At 66.6% G+C, this 14,230-nt stretch carries 20 protein-coding genes; all 20 read right to left on the minus strand.

Going from position 1 to position 14,230, the window contains the following annotated elements; translation table 11 throughout:
- Positions 1-2: 2 nt before the first annotated feature.
- Positions 3-773, minus strand: coding sequence for a sigma-70 family RNA polymerase sigma factor (locus tag U5771_RS23250; protein WP_322026127.1), 771 nt, complete (start codon positions 771-773; stop codon positions 3-5).
- Complete coding sequence (fliP, locus tag U5771_RS23255; RefSeq protein ID WP_322026128.1) at positions 770-1,570, minus strand: flagellar type III secretion system pore protein FliP; 801 nt, start codon at positions 1,568-1,570, stop codon at positions 770-772. Before fliP ends, U5771_RS23250 begins: the two co-directional genes overlap by 4 nt.
- Entirely contained in the window at positions 1,548-1,877 is a 330-nt protein-coding gene (locus U5771_RS23260; RefSeq protein ID WP_322026129.1) for a flagellar biosynthetic protein FliO, read from the minus strand. The genes fliP and U5771_RS23260 overlap by 23 nt, the downstream gene beginning before the upstream one ends.
- Complete coding sequence (fliN, locus tag U5771_RS23265; RefSeq protein WP_322026130.1) at positions 1,877-2,164, minus strand: flagellar motor switch protein FliN; 288 nt, start codon at positions 2,162-2,164, stop codon at positions 1,877-1,879. The genes U5771_RS23260 and fliN overlap by 1 nt, the downstream gene beginning before the upstream one ends.
- A 38-nt stretch (positions 2,165-2,202) precedes the next feature.
- Positions 2,203-3,027: a FliM/FliN family flagellar motor switch protein gene (locus tag U5771_RS23270; RefSeq protein ID WP_322026131.1), complete on the minus strand. Its 825-nt coding sequence runs from the start codon at positions 3,025-3,027 to the stop codon at positions 2,203-2,205.
- The gene (locus U5771_RS23275) at positions 3,024-4,217 is read right to left on the minus strand and encodes a flagellar hook-basal body complex protein (protein ID WP_322026132.1); all 1,194 of its coding nucleotides are present in this window, start codon (positions 4,215-4,217) and stop codon (positions 3,024-3,026) included. Before U5771_RS23275 ends, U5771_RS23270 begins: the two co-directional genes overlap by 4 nt.
- Before the next feature lie 21 nt (positions 4,218-4,238).
- Positions 4,239-4,646: a flagellar hook assembly protein FlgD gene (locus U5771_RS23280; protein WP_322026133.1), complete on the minus strand. Its 408-nt coding sequence runs from the start codon at positions 4,644-4,646 to the stop codon at positions 4,239-4,241.
- Entirely contained in the window at positions 4,636-5,358 is a 723-nt protein-coding gene (locus U5771_RS23285; RefSeq protein ID WP_322026134.1) for a hypothetical protein, read from the minus strand. The genes U5771_RS23280 and U5771_RS23285 overlap by 11 nt, the downstream gene beginning before the upstream one ends.
- Positions 5,355-5,807, minus strand: a complete 453-nt coding sequence (locus tag U5771_RS23290; RefSeq protein WP_322026135.1) for a hypothetical protein — start codon at positions 5,805-5,807, stop codon at positions 5,355-5,357. Before U5771_RS23290 ends, U5771_RS23285 begins: the two co-directional genes overlap by 4 nt.
- The gene (locus U5771_RS23295) at positions 5,804-7,129 is read right to left on the minus strand and encodes a FliI/YscN family ATPase (RefSeq protein WP_322026136.1); all 1,326 of its coding nucleotides are present in this window, start codon (positions 7,127-7,129) and stop codon (positions 5,804-5,806) included. The genes U5771_RS23290 and U5771_RS23295 overlap by 4 nt, the downstream gene beginning before the upstream one ends.
- A complete protein-coding gene (locus U5771_RS23300) occupies positions 7,122-7,829 on the minus strand; it encodes a hypothetical protein (protein ID WP_322026137.1) in 708 nt (235 codons plus the stop codon). Before U5771_RS23300 ends, U5771_RS23295 begins: the two co-directional genes overlap by 8 nt.
- The gene (locus U5771_RS23305) at positions 7,829-8,311 is read right to left on the minus strand and encodes a hypothetical protein (protein ID WP_322026138.1); all 483 of its coding nucleotides are present in this window, start codon (positions 8,309-8,311) and stop codon (positions 7,829-7,831) included. Before U5771_RS23305 ends, U5771_RS23300 begins: the two co-directional genes overlap by 1 nt.
- Positions 8,312-8,372: 61 nt before the next feature.
- Complete coding sequence (gene fliF / locus U5771_RS23310; RefSeq protein WP_322026139.1) at positions 8,373-9,833, minus strand: flagellar basal-body MS-ring/collar protein FliF; 1,461 nt, start codon at positions 9,831-9,833, stop codon at positions 8,373-8,375.
- Between the two features lie 12 nt (positions 9,834-9,845).
- A complete protein-coding gene (gene fliE, locus U5771_RS23315) occupies positions 9,846-10,151 on the minus strand; it encodes a flagellar hook-basal body complex protein FliE (protein WP_322026140.1) in 306 nt (101 codons plus the stop codon).
- The gene (flgC, locus tag U5771_RS23320) at positions 10,148-10,594 is read right to left on the minus strand and encodes a flagellar basal body rod protein FlgC (protein WP_322026141.1); all 447 of its coding nucleotides are present in this window, start codon (positions 10,592-10,594) and stop codon (positions 10,148-10,150) included. Before flgC ends, fliE begins: the two co-directional genes overlap by 4 nt.
- A gap of 2 nt (positions 10,595-10,596) precedes the next feature.
- Complete coding sequence (locus U5771_RS23325; protein WP_322026142.1) at positions 10,597-10,962, minus strand: hypothetical protein; 366 nt, start codon at positions 10,960-10,962, stop codon at positions 10,597-10,599.
- 11 nt (positions 10,963-10,973) lie between these two features.
- Entirely contained in the window at positions 10,974-12,101 is a 1,128-nt protein-coding gene (locus tag U5771_RS23330; protein ID WP_415859426.1) for a flagellar basal body P-ring protein FlgI, read from the minus strand.
- Positions 12,095-12,685 (minus strand): flagellar basal body L-ring protein FlgH, encoded by a 591-nt coding sequence (locus tag U5771_RS23335; protein ID WP_322026144.1) that lies wholly within the window; start codon positions 12,683-12,685, stop codon positions 12,095-12,097. The genes U5771_RS23330 and U5771_RS23335 overlap by 7 nt, the downstream gene beginning before the upstream one ends.
- A gap of 1 nt (position 12,686) precedes the next feature.
- Positions 12,687-13,460 carry a hypothetical protein gene (locus tag U5771_RS23340; protein ID WP_322026145.1) on the minus strand — a complete coding sequence of 258 codons (774 nt, stop codon included), beginning with the start codon at positions 13,458-13,460 and terminating at the stop codon, positions 12,687-12,689.
- On the minus strand, positions 13,457-14,230 hold the full coding sequence (locus U5771_RS23345) for a flagellar hook-basal body protein (RefSeq protein ID WP_322026146.1): 774 nt from the start codon (positions 14,228-14,230) through the stop codon (positions 13,457-13,459). Before U5771_RS23345 ends, U5771_RS23340 begins: the two co-directional genes overlap by 4 nt.

Below are 14,230 nucleotides of genomic sequence, written 5' to 3' on the forward strand. Positions count from 1 at the left end.
ATTCATGTCTTGAGGTAGAGGTTTTCGATGGTGCCGACGTTGTTCCGGAGCTTTGCCAGCGCGGCACGATGCATCTGCGATACGCGTCCTTTCGTCAGGTCAAGAATGTCGCCGATCTGATCGAAAGTCAGGCCGTGGAAGTAATGATGCTGCACGATCTTGCGTTCTCGATCCGGGAGGTCGGCAATTGCGTCGTTCAATCGCGTCTTGGTCTGGCGCCATGCAAGCGTCCGATACGCATGATCGTGGTTTCCCGGCGCGACGCTCGACGAGCGATCGATCATCCCGGTTTCGTCGAGGACGAAGCCGATCGCTAGCCCCATCGTCAGTCCGGCCAATGCCTGAAACGCGTCCATTGTCCGAGTTCCGCCGGGTTCGTTGAGCGACTCGAGCCGCTCTTTCCGGATCTTCGCTCGCAACGCGACCTGCTCCTGCCCGTCGCTCAGCCGTACCACGCCGTCGAGCACGTTGCCCTGGATCCGTCGTGTCGCAAAGGTTCTGAAACCGGTGCTGCGAGCGACATCGAAGCGATCGATGGCTTCGAGGAGCCCGATGCAGGCGAACTGCAGATAGTCCCTGAACTCGACGTCGTCATGGCGGCGGCTTCGGTACAGTTGCCCCGCGAGCGCCGTTGCGTACGGCAGGTGGAGATCGAACAGCCGCTCTCGGGACGTCGCACACCGGTCGTGGAGAACGGCATGCCACAGCCGCTGCTCGACGGATTCGTCCGCGGTCGTCGCCGACGATGGTTCGGCCGAGGCGGGGAGCGTCATTTGAAGCTTCCCAGAACGCCGCGCAGGATCAACCCCCATCCGTCCACCAGTACGAACATCAACACCTTGAGCGGCAGCGAAATCGTTGCCGGCGGCACCATCAGCATCCCGAGCGAAAGCAGGACGCTCGATACGACGAGATCGATGAGCAGGAACGGCAGCAGGATCACGAAACCGATCTGAAATGCCACGCGCAATTCGTTGAGGATGAACGCGGGTGTCAATTGCAACAGGCTCACGTCGGCCGGCGTTGCCGGCAGCGGTTGATGCGAAAGCGCGTACATCAGCTGCAGCTCGTCCTCGCGAACCTGCCGCAGCATGAAGTCGCGAATCGGTCCGCTGCCGTGGTCGATGGCCGATTTCAGGTCGATCCGGCCGTCCATGAACGGCTGCAATGCGTCGTGATTGATCGTCTGCAGCGTCGGCAGCATCGCGAATATCGTCAGGAACAGCGCAAGGCTGATCAGCACGGGCGTAGGCGGCGTTTCAGGCATGCCGAACGCATGGCGAATCATCGACAGCACGATGGCGATCCGGATGAACGCGGTCATCGACACCACGAGCGCGGGCCCGACACTCAGCACGGTGAGCAGCGTCGCAATGCGAACGGCTTCCGATGTACTCTGCCCGGTGCGGGCCAGATCCGCCGCCCCCGACAGCGACAGCGGCGCGACGACGCTTGCGCCGGTCGCAGCGTGCGCCAGGCTTGGGCCGAGACACGCAAGCAACGCCAGACCGATCAGGGCGCCATGAATCGGAACGCGTGGTCGCATATCAGCAATCCGGATCGAGATCATGTGCATCGAGCACCTTGACGCCGGTCGCATCCGTGACGAGCATCACGATTCGACGGTCGTACTCGACGAGATGCAGGGTCGTGCGTGGCGCCAGGCGCGTCTGTTCGACGATGCGCATGCGGGATGCCGGCGCGGCACGGGACATCGCGCCATGCAGCAGGCGTTTGCGCAACATCAGGATGGCGGCGATGCCGAGCCCGATGCATAGCAGCGTCGCAGCCGCGACATGGCCCCAATCGACATCGGGATAGCGTGCCGCGGCGGCACCGGAGGCGGGCGCCAGCCAGGATGACGAGGTCAGGCTCATCAGCAGGCCGGCGCGATGCCGAGGATGCGGACGCCGAAATTCCCGTCGACCGCGACGATTTCTCCGTGCGCGATCGGCTTGCCGTTCAACAGGACGTCGACGGGGGCGCCGACGGCCCGCTCGAGCTCAATCACGGCCCCGGTCTGGAGTGCGAGCATATCCTTGACGGTCAGGGTGGCACGGCCGAGGCGAACGTCGATGTCGACCTTCACGTCGTCCAGCAGGCCGAGCGCGGGACGATTCGCGTCGGTGTCGAGGGGGGCGGGTTGATGTTCCGGAAGCGTCACGCGCGTGACCGTCGAGCGTTGCGGGAGCGTATGTGTCGTCATGAGGCGGCGGGCGTCGAAAGCGACGTCAATTGAAAGGAGAGGGAAGTACCCGTGCGGCCTGGCGTGCCGGTGCCGACGGGCATCGAGGTGCCGTCGATCGTCAGGGTGACGGGCGCGTCCAGCGCCTGATCGAGCGGGATGACGTCCCCGATGGCGAGCGTGGCGAGTTCGGCGGCGGTCAGGCGGCATCTGCCGAGCCTTACCGACAGGGCGACAGGGCTGTCGTCGAGCGCGACGACGCGCGGGACGACCGTTTCGCCGGGCGGCGGCACCTTGCCTGGCGTACCGGCCGTTCCGGCCAGCGTCCAAATCCGGGTGACGTCGCAAGCGACTTTGGCCAGCGGCGAACCGTTCGTCGACACGATGCTCATTTCGACCGCGCCGTATCTGGGCGGCGTGGCAATCGATTCGCCCTGCTCGTGGGCCCGCCAGCCGGCCGGCGCTCGCGACGAAGCGTCGGACGCCGACCGAAGCAGGTCGGCCAGTTCATCGATCATCGTTGTCGCGATGGCGGTCAGCGCGTCGTGGCAGCCCGGAGCGCAAAACGTCCGACGGTCGATCGCATAGACAGCTTCCGCCAGCAGCCGGTCGGCGTCGGGCGACGACACGAATCGCACGCCGTCGGCGTGCGCGCGGCAGGTATATCCGTCATGCTCGGGAAGCGGCATACCCGCCGGTACCCGGACGACATCATCGACGGCAAATGTAGCGGTGACGAACCAGCGCGTCTGCCACTGAGCCAACGCACCATCCAGCCAGGTGCGGGCCTCGACCAGATCCCGCTCGCTGTCGGGACGCCATGCGACGGGCTGCGTACTCATCCCTGCCCTCGCATCTGGAACAGCTGCATGATCATTTCATTGGCGGCGCTGATGACCTGGGACGACGCCTGGTAGCCACGCTGGATCAGGATCAGTCGGCCGAACTCGGTCGACAGGTCGACGTTGGACGCTTCGGTCGCACCTGAAATGAGCGTGCCGACACCGGGCCCCTTACTGGTCCGGTAGTTGGGTGTCGCCGCGTGCGTGCCGTCGAAGAGGCCGTTGCCCATCTGGATCAGTTGCTGCGGGTTGGCGAAACTGGCGAGTGCGACCGCGTCGAGTGTGGCGGTCTGGCCGTTCGAATAGCCGATCGCCAGCAGGCCGTCCTGGTCGATGCTCAACGACGCCAGCGTGCCGGCCGTGTATCCGTCCTTGGTGGCGACCCGCAAGGTCGACGTGCTGCCCGCCGAAAAGCTCGTCACGCCGCTCGAGAAATCGAGCGTGACGGTCAGTGCCGGAGCGTCGGCCGGGCGCAGCGTCACGTCGATCTTGTCGCGACCCGGCTCGACGATGCCGCCGATGAACTGCAACGCGCTTTCCTGGACGGGAATGCCGTTCTCGTCGGAGACGGAGACTTTCCAGCGACCGGGGATGATGCGCGAATCGGGCTCGAAATCGATCTTGAGCGTATGCACGCCGCCGTTGGCATCGTAGACGTCGACGTTCGGAATCGAAAAACTGGTCGATCCCGTCGACAGGTTGTCCGAAAACTGCACGACGCTCGTCGCGTGGGGCGGACTGACTTGCTTGCCGGCGATGGACAGTTCACCCAGACTGCCCGACGACGTGAGCGCCGCGAGCTTCAGGCCAGTGGCCTTGTCTCGAATGGTGCCGTCGTCCTGCACGGCGAATTGCCCGGTTCGCGCATGGCGAACGGCCTCGCCGTCGAGCAGCGTAAGAAAGCCGTCACCCTGAATCGCGAGATCGAGCTGGCCTCCGCTCGCACGCAGGTCGCCTTGTGTGAAGTTCAGAGACGCATAGCCATATTCGACGCCGCTGCCGAGAGACATCGCGTTCGATTTCCCCGGCGCGCTCCGCGCGAACTGCTGCCCGTAGTAGAGATCGGCGAATTGCGGGGAAGACGTCTTGAAACCGGCGGTATTCAGGTTGGCGACGTTGTTGCTGATGGTTTGCAATCCTTTCGAGTAAGCCGTCAGGCCGCTCATTCCAATGTAGATGCTTTCAAGCACGTCGTTCTCCTGAATCGCGGGTTATCGGACGGACACGATTTGCGTGACGGTCGCGTTGGTCAGGAACTGACCGTCGGACGTTTCGATCGTGAGTTGAGGTTGCGCATCCTTGAACGACACGCTCTTCACCACGCCGCTCAGCGTGGCCGAGTCGGTTTTCACGTCCACGTTGCGCCCGAGCAGCCCCAACGTCTGCGTGGCGGACTGCACCGACAGCAGGCTGTCGATCTTGTCGGTCATCTGGCGCGTCTGTTCCAGCGACGTGAACTGCGCGAGCTGCGACACGAACTCGAAGTTGTCGACCGGCTTCAACGGGTCCTGGTAGGTGAGCTGCGTCAGAATGATCTGCAGCAGCGATTGCATGTCGAGGCCGATCGAATCGATCCGGTTACCGAGATCGGACGAGGCGCCAACCGGGTTAATCGCCATGGGTTTGTTCTCCTGGAATCGTCAGGTTGCGGTCGATACCATTGACCAGCAGGGTGGCGGAACCGATGCCGTAGCGACGCAGCGCCTGCCAGGCATGCAGTGCGAGGGCTTCGAGGTCGTCGTCGCGGGGCAGCCGGACACGAAGCGCGATCGTCACGCCCCCGTCTCCATTCGCGACGACGACGCTAAACGGCTCGGCGGCTGTCGCAGGCCGGGACGATGCCGAGCGAGCGATCGATGGAAGGCCAGATTCCGGCCCGGAATCGCCGCACGCGGGTCGGGAGCCAGGCGCACCGCGTCGCTCCGGCACGGGCAACAGTGTGTCGAGCGAGCCGGCGAGCACGGCGGGCGATGCGTCGCGCCGTGCGCGGGCGGACGAATCGAGCGCCGGTGCGGGCGTCTCCGGCACGACGGAAGGGATACGGCAACGGTCGCTGACAGGGTGCCGGCCGTCGGCGATATCGGGGCGTTCGTTGGAGGTACGATCCGCCATGCCCGTCGGCTGCAAACGTGTCGCCGCCGGTTCGCGTGAGTGCGCGGCGCGCATGCCGGCTTCACGACCCGGTCGCACCGGCTGCGATGCACCGGTCCATACGTCCCGCTCCAGCGAGCGAAGCAGTTGCCCGAAGGCATTCTTCGATTCCGTGTCGGCCGGCGCGGATCGGTGGCGAGCCGGACCGGTGGCCGATAAGGTCTGTCCGTCGACTTTCATCGATCCTCCATCGTGGCTGTGGACCGGATTTCGCGCTCCGCCATGCGGCGCTCGTCAAGTGCCCGGCGATACTGCCCTTCGGCCGCCGCGACCTGCTCGTTTGCCAGTTCCGCGAGCCGGTCGTGCTGCGTCAGCTGTTGCAGGCATGCATCGAGTGCTGCCTGCCGCTGAATTTGCTGCGCGCGTGCGGTGTCGCATTCGGCGGCGAGTCCGGCGATTGCGCCGGCAAAGTTGGTCAGGAGCGCCGGAACGAGCTGACCCGCCGTGCCGACTGCGGCGCGCCACGCGGCAAAATGGGCATCGCGTGCGGCCACGGCACGCGACTCGCGCTCGCGTCCGGCGTCGCGCAGCGCCTGTGCGCCGGCTGCGTCGGTCAACGCACGCTGGCGCAGCAACTTGCGCAGGCTGGCGATTTCATGGGCACGGTCGAGGCGGGCGCGCGTTTTCATGCGACGTCTTCCAGCAATCGAGCCAGCGCCGCCAGCGCATCGTCCCGTGGGACGGCCTCTCCGACGTCCTGTCTCAGGAACGCGATAAGGTCGCGCCGAACACGCAGTGCGTTGTCGAGCGGCGGGTTGCTTCCGGACACGTAAAGACCCGCTTCGATCAGCGTGCGTGAGGTTTCGTACAGCGACAGGCCGGCCAGCGCCCGCGACGCCAGCGCCCGTTGCGTATCGGACGCGACGTGCTGCATCACGCGGCTGATGCTGCGCATGACGTCGATAGCCGGAAAGTGTCCCTGTTCGGCGAGTGCGCGGGTCAGCACGATATGCCCGTCGAGCAACGCTCGCATGGTTTCCGCCATCGGATCGTCGATTTCGTCGGTCTCCGCGAGCACGGTCATCAGCGCGGTGATCGCGCCGTGGCCGCGCAACGCGCCGCAGCGTTCGACGACCTTGGGCAGGGCCGCGAACACCCCCGGCGTATAGGCGCGTACGGTCGGCGGCTCGCCGGCGGCAAGGCCGATCTCGCGAAGCGCGAGCCCGTAGCGGGTGACAGAGTCGAGCAGGAGCAGCACGTGCTTGCCCTGCGCCCGGAAATATTCGGCATGCGCCAGCGCGGCCAGTACGCTGCGCGCGCGCAGGATGGCAGGTTGATCCGACGTGGCCACGACCATCAGTGAACGCGCGCGCGCGGTGTCCGACAACGCCCGTTGCCAGAACTCCTCCGCTTCGCGACCGCGTTCGCCGACCAGGCAAAGAACACAGACGTCGGCGTCGACGTGACGGGCAAGCGCGGCTAGCAGCGTGGTCTTGCCGACGCCGCTGCCGGCAAAGATCCCGACGCGTTGCCCGACGCCCAGCGTCAGCATCGTGTCGATGGCGCGGATGCCGGTTGGCAGCGGGACCGTCGGCGAGATGCGGTCGAGCGGCTGCGTTTCGCGCCCCGCGAGCGGCCAGCGCTCGACGGTCGGGACGCCAGGGCCGCCGTCGAGCGGGTGACCGAACGGATCGATCACGCGGCCCAGATAGGCGTCGCCGACCGCGAGCGTGGCGTCGGCATGGACGGCGCGGACGCTGTCGCCGACGCGAATCGACGCGACGGACTGGTAGGGGGCGAGCGTGACCCGCCCGCGTTCAGCCCGCGTGACTTCCGCGAACCGGGGACGCGCGGTATCCGGTCCGATGGCGCACAGGGCGCCGATCGGCACGCCGGGGCCGTCAGCTTCCAGAAAGGTCGGCATGATGCGCGTGACCCGACCGAACTGCATGACCGGATCGAAATGACGCAGGGCGGCGAGGGCCGGGTGAGCGATCCGGGCGTCAGTCATCGCGAGGTCCTCCGCTCAGCAGATTGGCGGTCCGCGCGTGCTGGCCAGGAATGCTTGCGTCGATTCGCCCGAGCTGAAGATCAATGAAGCAGGCGCCTGCCTGCAACGCTGGGTCGGCAACGAGTTCGACATGCGATCCCGCGTCGATCTGCTCAAGCGCGCCTGCATCCGGGAAGTCGGTCGCCGAGACGCGGACGGCCAGCATCGATCCCTCGGCGATCGTCGTCATGCGATGACGAACGGTGGCGACGACGAGACGCGCGTAGTCGTCCGGATTGCCGAGCACGCGTTCCAGCGCCGCCAGCGAGATCTCGGTCGCAAGCGCGTCCAGCGCGTCGAGCTTTCGGGAGAACTCGCCTCGCGCAGCGTCGACAGCCTTCTGCAACAACGCGACCCGCTCGGCCTCAGCCTGAACGAACCGGCCACGAGCGGTTTCGGCGCCCTGTTCGAACGCGTCGTTCACATGCGATTCCAGCGCGGCCTCGTGTTCCGCCAGCCGCGCCTCGAGTTCGGCGATGCGTGCGTTCAGGGCGGCCCGTTCCCGCACGGCGGTATCGTCGCGGACCGATTCATCGGAAACGCACGGAGCCGGGCCGGGCGACGGGACGGCCGTACCGTGTTCGCGTGTCGCGCCTTGCCGGTCCGGCAGCATCGCGCGCTCAGGGGTCAACAGAACGCGACCGGCCTTGATGATCGCCATCACGCACGCCCCTTGCGAAAGCTACGGACCAGACGCCGGGCCCATGTCGTACGCGCCGTGTCGGCAACCGTGTCTTCCGTCGGTGCCGGCGCCGAAAGCGTGTCTGCTGCCTGGCGCGCCCGTTGCATCAACGCCTCGTGCGCGCGCGAGGTGAGTGGTGGCGTCGCAGGTTGGCGCGACAACGTTTCGCGCCGGTCCACGGGAACCTGCGCGAGGAATGCATCGACCTGCTGGCTGCCGAACGACCGGACGGCACGCATCAGCAATGCATCCGGCCAATGACCCGCCAGTCGCGCGAGCACGGCCGGGATGCCGTCCTCGTGCGGGGCATCTGCCTGGCCATCGGGCGGCTCTGTCGGCGGTGCCGCGACAAGCTCGAGTGCCACCGAGGACAGCGCCGCAGCCGCATCCGCCAGCAGCGGCCCCAGTTGCGCACGCTCGTCGTCGGTCAACGCATGCCAGACGGCCTCGATGTCGGCCATCGGGCGGTGCGCCAGTTGCGCCACTGCGCCACGGAGACGACGATCGTGTCGAGACAGGGAATCAGCCGCCATGCTGGCCTCGTGCGTCGGCAAGCAGTGTGCGCAATCGCAATACATACCGCTCCCGCTCCGATTCGCTCAGCAGCCGGGTGCGGCGACGTTTCACCCATGCGCCGCGCACGAGCCGCAGCACGACGAAGGAGATCAGTCCGGTCACGCCGAGATAGCCGACGAGCGGTCGGAGCGGATCGAGTTCGCGAATGATCCGCTTGATGTCGCGTTTGACCGCCACGTAGGTCGAGTTCGCGGGATGGGCGGGATGGGCTGGACGAGCGGCGTGGTCGCCGGGCACAACCGGGACGGGCGCGAGGAGTTGCGACGACGACGGATGTGCCGCGCGCCGGCTGGCAAACGCCGAAACGGTATCGCCGCGCGCCGTATTGGCGCCGACGGCCGCGCTTGCAACGGTCCTCAAGCGTTCCAGCGCGTCGTCCGGCAACGCACCGTCGACGACGATGCCGACACTCAGGCGCTTGATTGCCCCCGGTGCGGATACGATCTGTTCGACCCTGCGCTCGCTGCGCGTTCCATCATTGGCGGCAGCAGGCGACGGCAACGGCGGCAGGCCGGCCGGCGGCAGTGCCTGCTTGCCGGCCGGCAGCGCCGGAACCGTGCCATTGTCGTTCACGATCGGCTGGCTGATGCCGGACTCGCGGGTCGTGCGTACCTGATCGAAATCGAGCGCGGCGTCGACGCTGACGGTGGCGTGCAGCGCCCCGATCAGCGGAGCGATCTGGCCGGTGATCTTGCGCACGTATTCCCGCTCGATCGCATGCTTGAGCGCGTAATGCGGATCGTCCAGGTCCGATTCGCGCGAATTGACCGGACCGCCGCGTTGATCGACCACGGTCACGTCGGCTGGCGCCATCTGCGGGATGGCGGCCGCGATCAGGCGCTGAATGCCGCCGATCGTATCTGGCGTGAGCGTTTGCCCGTCGCGCGCGAACAGCGCAACGGAAGCTTTCGGACGATCGTCGACGCGGCGGAAGATCGACGATTCGGGCAGCGTCAGATGCACGCGTGCCATGTCGATCTCGTCCAGCGACATGATCGTGCGCGCGAGTTCGCCCTGAAGCGCGCGCTGATAATTGACCTTCTGCGCGAAATCCGTCAGACCGAGATCCGAGTTGTTGAACAGCTCGAATCCGACCGTGCCTCGCAGGCGCAGGTCGGCGCTCATCAGCTTCAGGCGCGTGGCGCGCGTGTCGCCGTCCGGAACGAGAATCGCATGGCTTGCTTCGTCGATACGGAACGGCACTTTCTGGCGTTCCAGTTCGGCAATGATCGCAGCCGCGTCCTGCGGCTTGAGATCGCTGAACAGCACCTGATAACTCGGGCGCAGCGCCCAGTAGCCGGCGAACGCGACGGCGGCGATCAGCGCGACGAGGCCGGCGATCCACGCGAGCTGTCGGCCGGGAGGCGCGTCGCTGAAGCGGGCGCGATAGCGGGATAGCAATGTCATGATGGGAGTCGGTTACAGCTGCATCCGCATGAGTTCCTGATAGCCCTCGACGAGCCGCGCGCGAACCTGCAACGCGAACTGCAAGGACATCCTGGCTTCCTCGAGCGCCATCATCACCTGATGCGGCGGCGTCGAGCCGTCGAGTGCGAACCCGGCGACTGCCCGGTCGGCAGCGACGACCGCGTGATCGACGCGGGTCACGCCGTCGGACAGCCAGTCGGCGAAGCCGGGGCGATCGACCAGCCGTGGCGACAGCGACGCCTGCGTGGCGAAAGCCGGCGGCAGCGGCTGAACGGATTCGACGGAGTCGATGCTCATGAGCGACTCCCCAGTTCGAGCGCGCGCATATACATCGAGCGGGCCGCGTTGAACATGACGGTATCCGCCTCGTAGGTACGCAAGGTCTGCACCATCAGCGACATCTCGCCTGCATGATCGATGCCGGGATAGGCAACGAACCCCTTCGCGTCGGCGTGCGGATGGGCAGGGTCGTGGACGAGCCGGGCCGGTGCGTCGACACGCTCGATCCCGTAGCTCTGCACGCCGGCCAGACCGGCCGCGGGCGATGGAGCGCCGGCCTGCAGGTGATCGTTGAACGACGCGCCGACGCGCGGGCCCGAAACGAGGCGCAGCGGGCGATACGGTTCGCCGGTCGCCGTTCGGGTCGTGCCGGCGTTGGCGATGTTTTGCGCGATGATCTCCATGCGCTGGTGTTCGACGTCGAGCCCGGAGCGGGCGATCGCAAAGATGGAATCGCTCATGCTCAGGCTCCCTTGATGGCCAGTTGTCGAAGCTGCAGGGTTCGGTCGAGCATGCCGATCAGCATCGCATAGCGTGCCGATGTCTCGGATGCCGTCGCGATTTCGCTGTCGACGCGCACGCCGTTTCCGTCGACCGGGAGCGGCGTGTCGATGCGCGGGATCACGGCGCGCACGCGGGCGAGACGGTCCGCGGCGTCGTTGTTCGTGCGCGCTGCGGCCGCATCGCGCAATTCGGCTTCGAAGGACACGCGCAGCGGCGCATAGTTGGCCGAGTTGGCATTCGCGATGTTCTGCGCGGTCGCGGCCTGCCTTGCATACAGGCCATCGAGCGCTTTCGCGGTGACGGCGGTCACCAGATCGATCGGCACGAGCATTCTCCTTATTGAACGATGATGTCGGCATGCAACGCGCCGGCGGCCTTGATGGCTTCCAGGATCGCGATGACGTCGCGCGTACTGACATGGCTGGACCTGAGCGCCTGAACGAGTTCGCCGACGCTGCCGCGCGGGAACGACCCAGCGACGGTCTGGCCCGGTTCGTCGACCCGCATTTCGCTGTTGCCGACGACCAGACTGTGCACGTTCGGTCCCGTAACGCCGATCAGGCCCGGTTGCGATGCGTTGTACTGCGTTGCGACCGACACCCTGATGTCGCCATGCGAGATCGTGATCGCCGCGATGCGCAGGTCGCCGCCCGCGACGACCGTTCCGGTGCGTTCGTTGATCACGACGCGCGAGCTCCGGTCCGGCGCGACGGCAAGCGTTTCGATCTGCGCGACGAAGCGATTCAGGCCGGCGTCGGCGTGCGGTGCGCGAATCCGGATCGTTTTCGCGTCGATCGAATGGGCGGTGTCGAGGCCGAGCAGTTGATTGATGCGGTCGGCCGTGCGTTCTGCGGTGGTCGCGTCCGCCTCCTTGAGCACGAAGGTCAGGTAGCCGTCGTGATTGACGAGATCGGCGCTCACCGGCACCTCGACCGTCGCCCCTTCGGGAACGATGCCGACGGTGGGGTGGTTCTTGATACGCATGTTGCCGTTGGCGTCGTAGCGATAGCCGCCGACCGTCAGCGGGCCCTGCGCCAGCGCATACACACGCCGGTCCGGGCCGCGCAGCGGCGTCATGATCAGCGTGCCGCCGGACAGGCTGCGGGCGTCGCCTACCGACGTTACGTTGATGTCGATCTTGTCGCCGACGTTGGCCGTCGGCGGCAGCGATGCCGTGATCATGACCATGGCCACGTTGCGGCTCTGCAGTTGCTCCTGGGTCAGGTTCAGGTCGAACTGCGACAGCATGTTGGTCATGGCCTGGCGCGTGGCCAGGTTGCGCGGCGTGTCGCCGGAGCCTGACAGACCGGCGACCACGCCGTACCCGACCAGCATGTTGTCGCGCCAGCCGAGGAAGCGGCCGAGATCCTTGAGGCGGACGTCCGCCGGCGCGCCGAGCGTCGCGATGCTGACAAGGCCGGTTGCCAGCGCGCACACGAGCCGCGATGCGATGCGTTTCACCATAATCCGAGCCACGCGAGGAATCGCGGAATGAGACCGGGTTTCGACCGGTCGGTGATGAAGCCTTCGCCGACATAGTCGATCTTCGCGTCGGCGAGGCGCGTGGACAGCACGGTGTTGTTCGCGGCGATATCCACTGGCCGCACACGCCCCTCGAGGCGAATCCGGGTCTTTTCGCCGTTGACGTCGATCGCCTGATCGCCGGCGACGAGCAGGTCGCCGGCCGGCGTCACGTCGACCACGTTGACGCTCAACTGGGCGAGCAGCTTCCCGGCGCGCTGAATCTGGCCTTTGCCGCCATAGTTGTCGCCGACGCCGAACTGGACTTCGTTTTGCCCGGCATACATCGTCGAGATGCTGCCCTGCAGCCCGACGTTCGACTTCGTCGACGTGTCGGCGCTGTTGCTCGCACTCGAGTTCTCGTACACCAGGATCGTGACGATGTCGCCCGGTTTCGAGGCGCGCCGGTCGGCGGTCAGCGACTGATAGGACGCGCCCTGGTAGAGATCGGCAGCCGATGCCGCGACCGGCGGGACGAGCACGCAAGCCAGCACGAGACGGATCGTGAGCGGAAGGACGCGCCGCATATCATTGCCTCCGAGCGGTCGAATCCGCGTGCCACAAGGCCGTCTCGCCGTCGACGGTCCGCACGATGACGGAACGGTCTTCCGCGGCGTCGGCGAGCGACGCGCCGTGGCGCACGACGGTGGTTGCGCCGACCTGGACACGGCGTGTGACGATTTCGCCGCGCCGGACGGAGGCGATTCGCTGACGCGGCGGCTTCACGACGATCTCCCCGACATCGAGCGGACGGGCGGCGCGCACGATGTGTGTGGCGGTGTCGTAGCGCCAGGCACGCGGGCGTTCGCTGTCGCTGCAGGTTGCCGGGCGGAACGCTGCGGGTGTCGGCGCGGAACCGGTGTCGAGCGCGTGCAGCAGTTCGACGCAAGGCGATCGTGCAGGGGGCGATGCGACGACCGGCATGCCGTTTCGGCGGACGATTTCGATCTCCTGCCCGGAGACCCCATCGAGCCAGGGCGCCAGGATCGGCATCTGCCTGCGTGCCGATTCGACGAGCCGCCGGGCATCGATGCGGGCACCGGACAGCGACGGCAGGGGGGCGAGCACGACAAGCCGCGCAGCGCGCTCTCGAAGCGCAGCGGGCAATGGAGTCAGGTCCGCCACATCCGACAACAGCACCGGCGCACCGTCGATCCTGACTGGCGAATGGAGTTGCAGCGGGGCCCCGGGCACCGCCGCGGTCGGCGCGAGCGGAACGGCCAGGAGCGCGCACAGCCCGCCCGCGACGATCGCACGCCGCCCCTTCCGGGAACAGGAAGCCGACATCACGCAATCGGTCATCGCTTCAGCCCGTTCGCGATCGACATCAGCTCGTCGCCGACCTGAACGAGCCGCGCATTTGCGGCATAGGCGCGCTGATAGAGCATCAGCCCGACGAGCTCGTCGGGCAGCGACACGTTGGACGCCTCGCTGAAGCCTTGCGCGAGCAACCCTGCGTTGTCTTCGCCCGGACGCATGCGGGACACGGATTGACCTTCATCGCGGACACGATAGAGGCCGCCGCCGGCCGACTCCAGCGAACGTGCGTCGGCCGGCATCAGCAACTCGATTTCGCCGAGATCGATCGGATCGGACTGGCTGGTCACGAGCGCCTGAACCTGGCCGGTGGGCGAGATCGTCACGGCGGACGCGTCGCGCGGTACCGAGATCATCGCGCGCAGGCGCAACCCGTTCGTCGCGGTCAGATAGCCGTCCGCTCCCACCTGAAGCGTGCCGCCGCGCCACAGCATCGTCTGTCCGGCATCCGACGCCAGCTCGATGAAACCGTCCCCTCGGACCGCGAGATCGAGCGCGTTGCCGGTCGGATGCAGCTCGCCCGCCGTCAGAACCGGTAGCATCGTGGTCGCCGCGACACCCGCTGCAACCGCGGACGTCTCGCCCGCATACTCGCGTGTCAACGACGCGGGCGCCGATGTCAGCAATGCGGAGAACGCCACCTCGCTGCGCTTGAAGGCGGGCGTGTTCATGTTGGCAATGTTGTTTGCCGTGGTGTCCACGGCAGTCTGCTGCGCGTTCAGGCCTGTCGCGCCGATATAGAAAACGTTGTTCAT

Origin of the sequence: Burkholderia sp. BCC1977, assembly GCF_905339595.1 — a bacterium.
GTDB lineage: Bacteria > Pseudomonadota > Gammaproteobacteria > Burkholderiales > Burkholderiaceae > Burkholderia.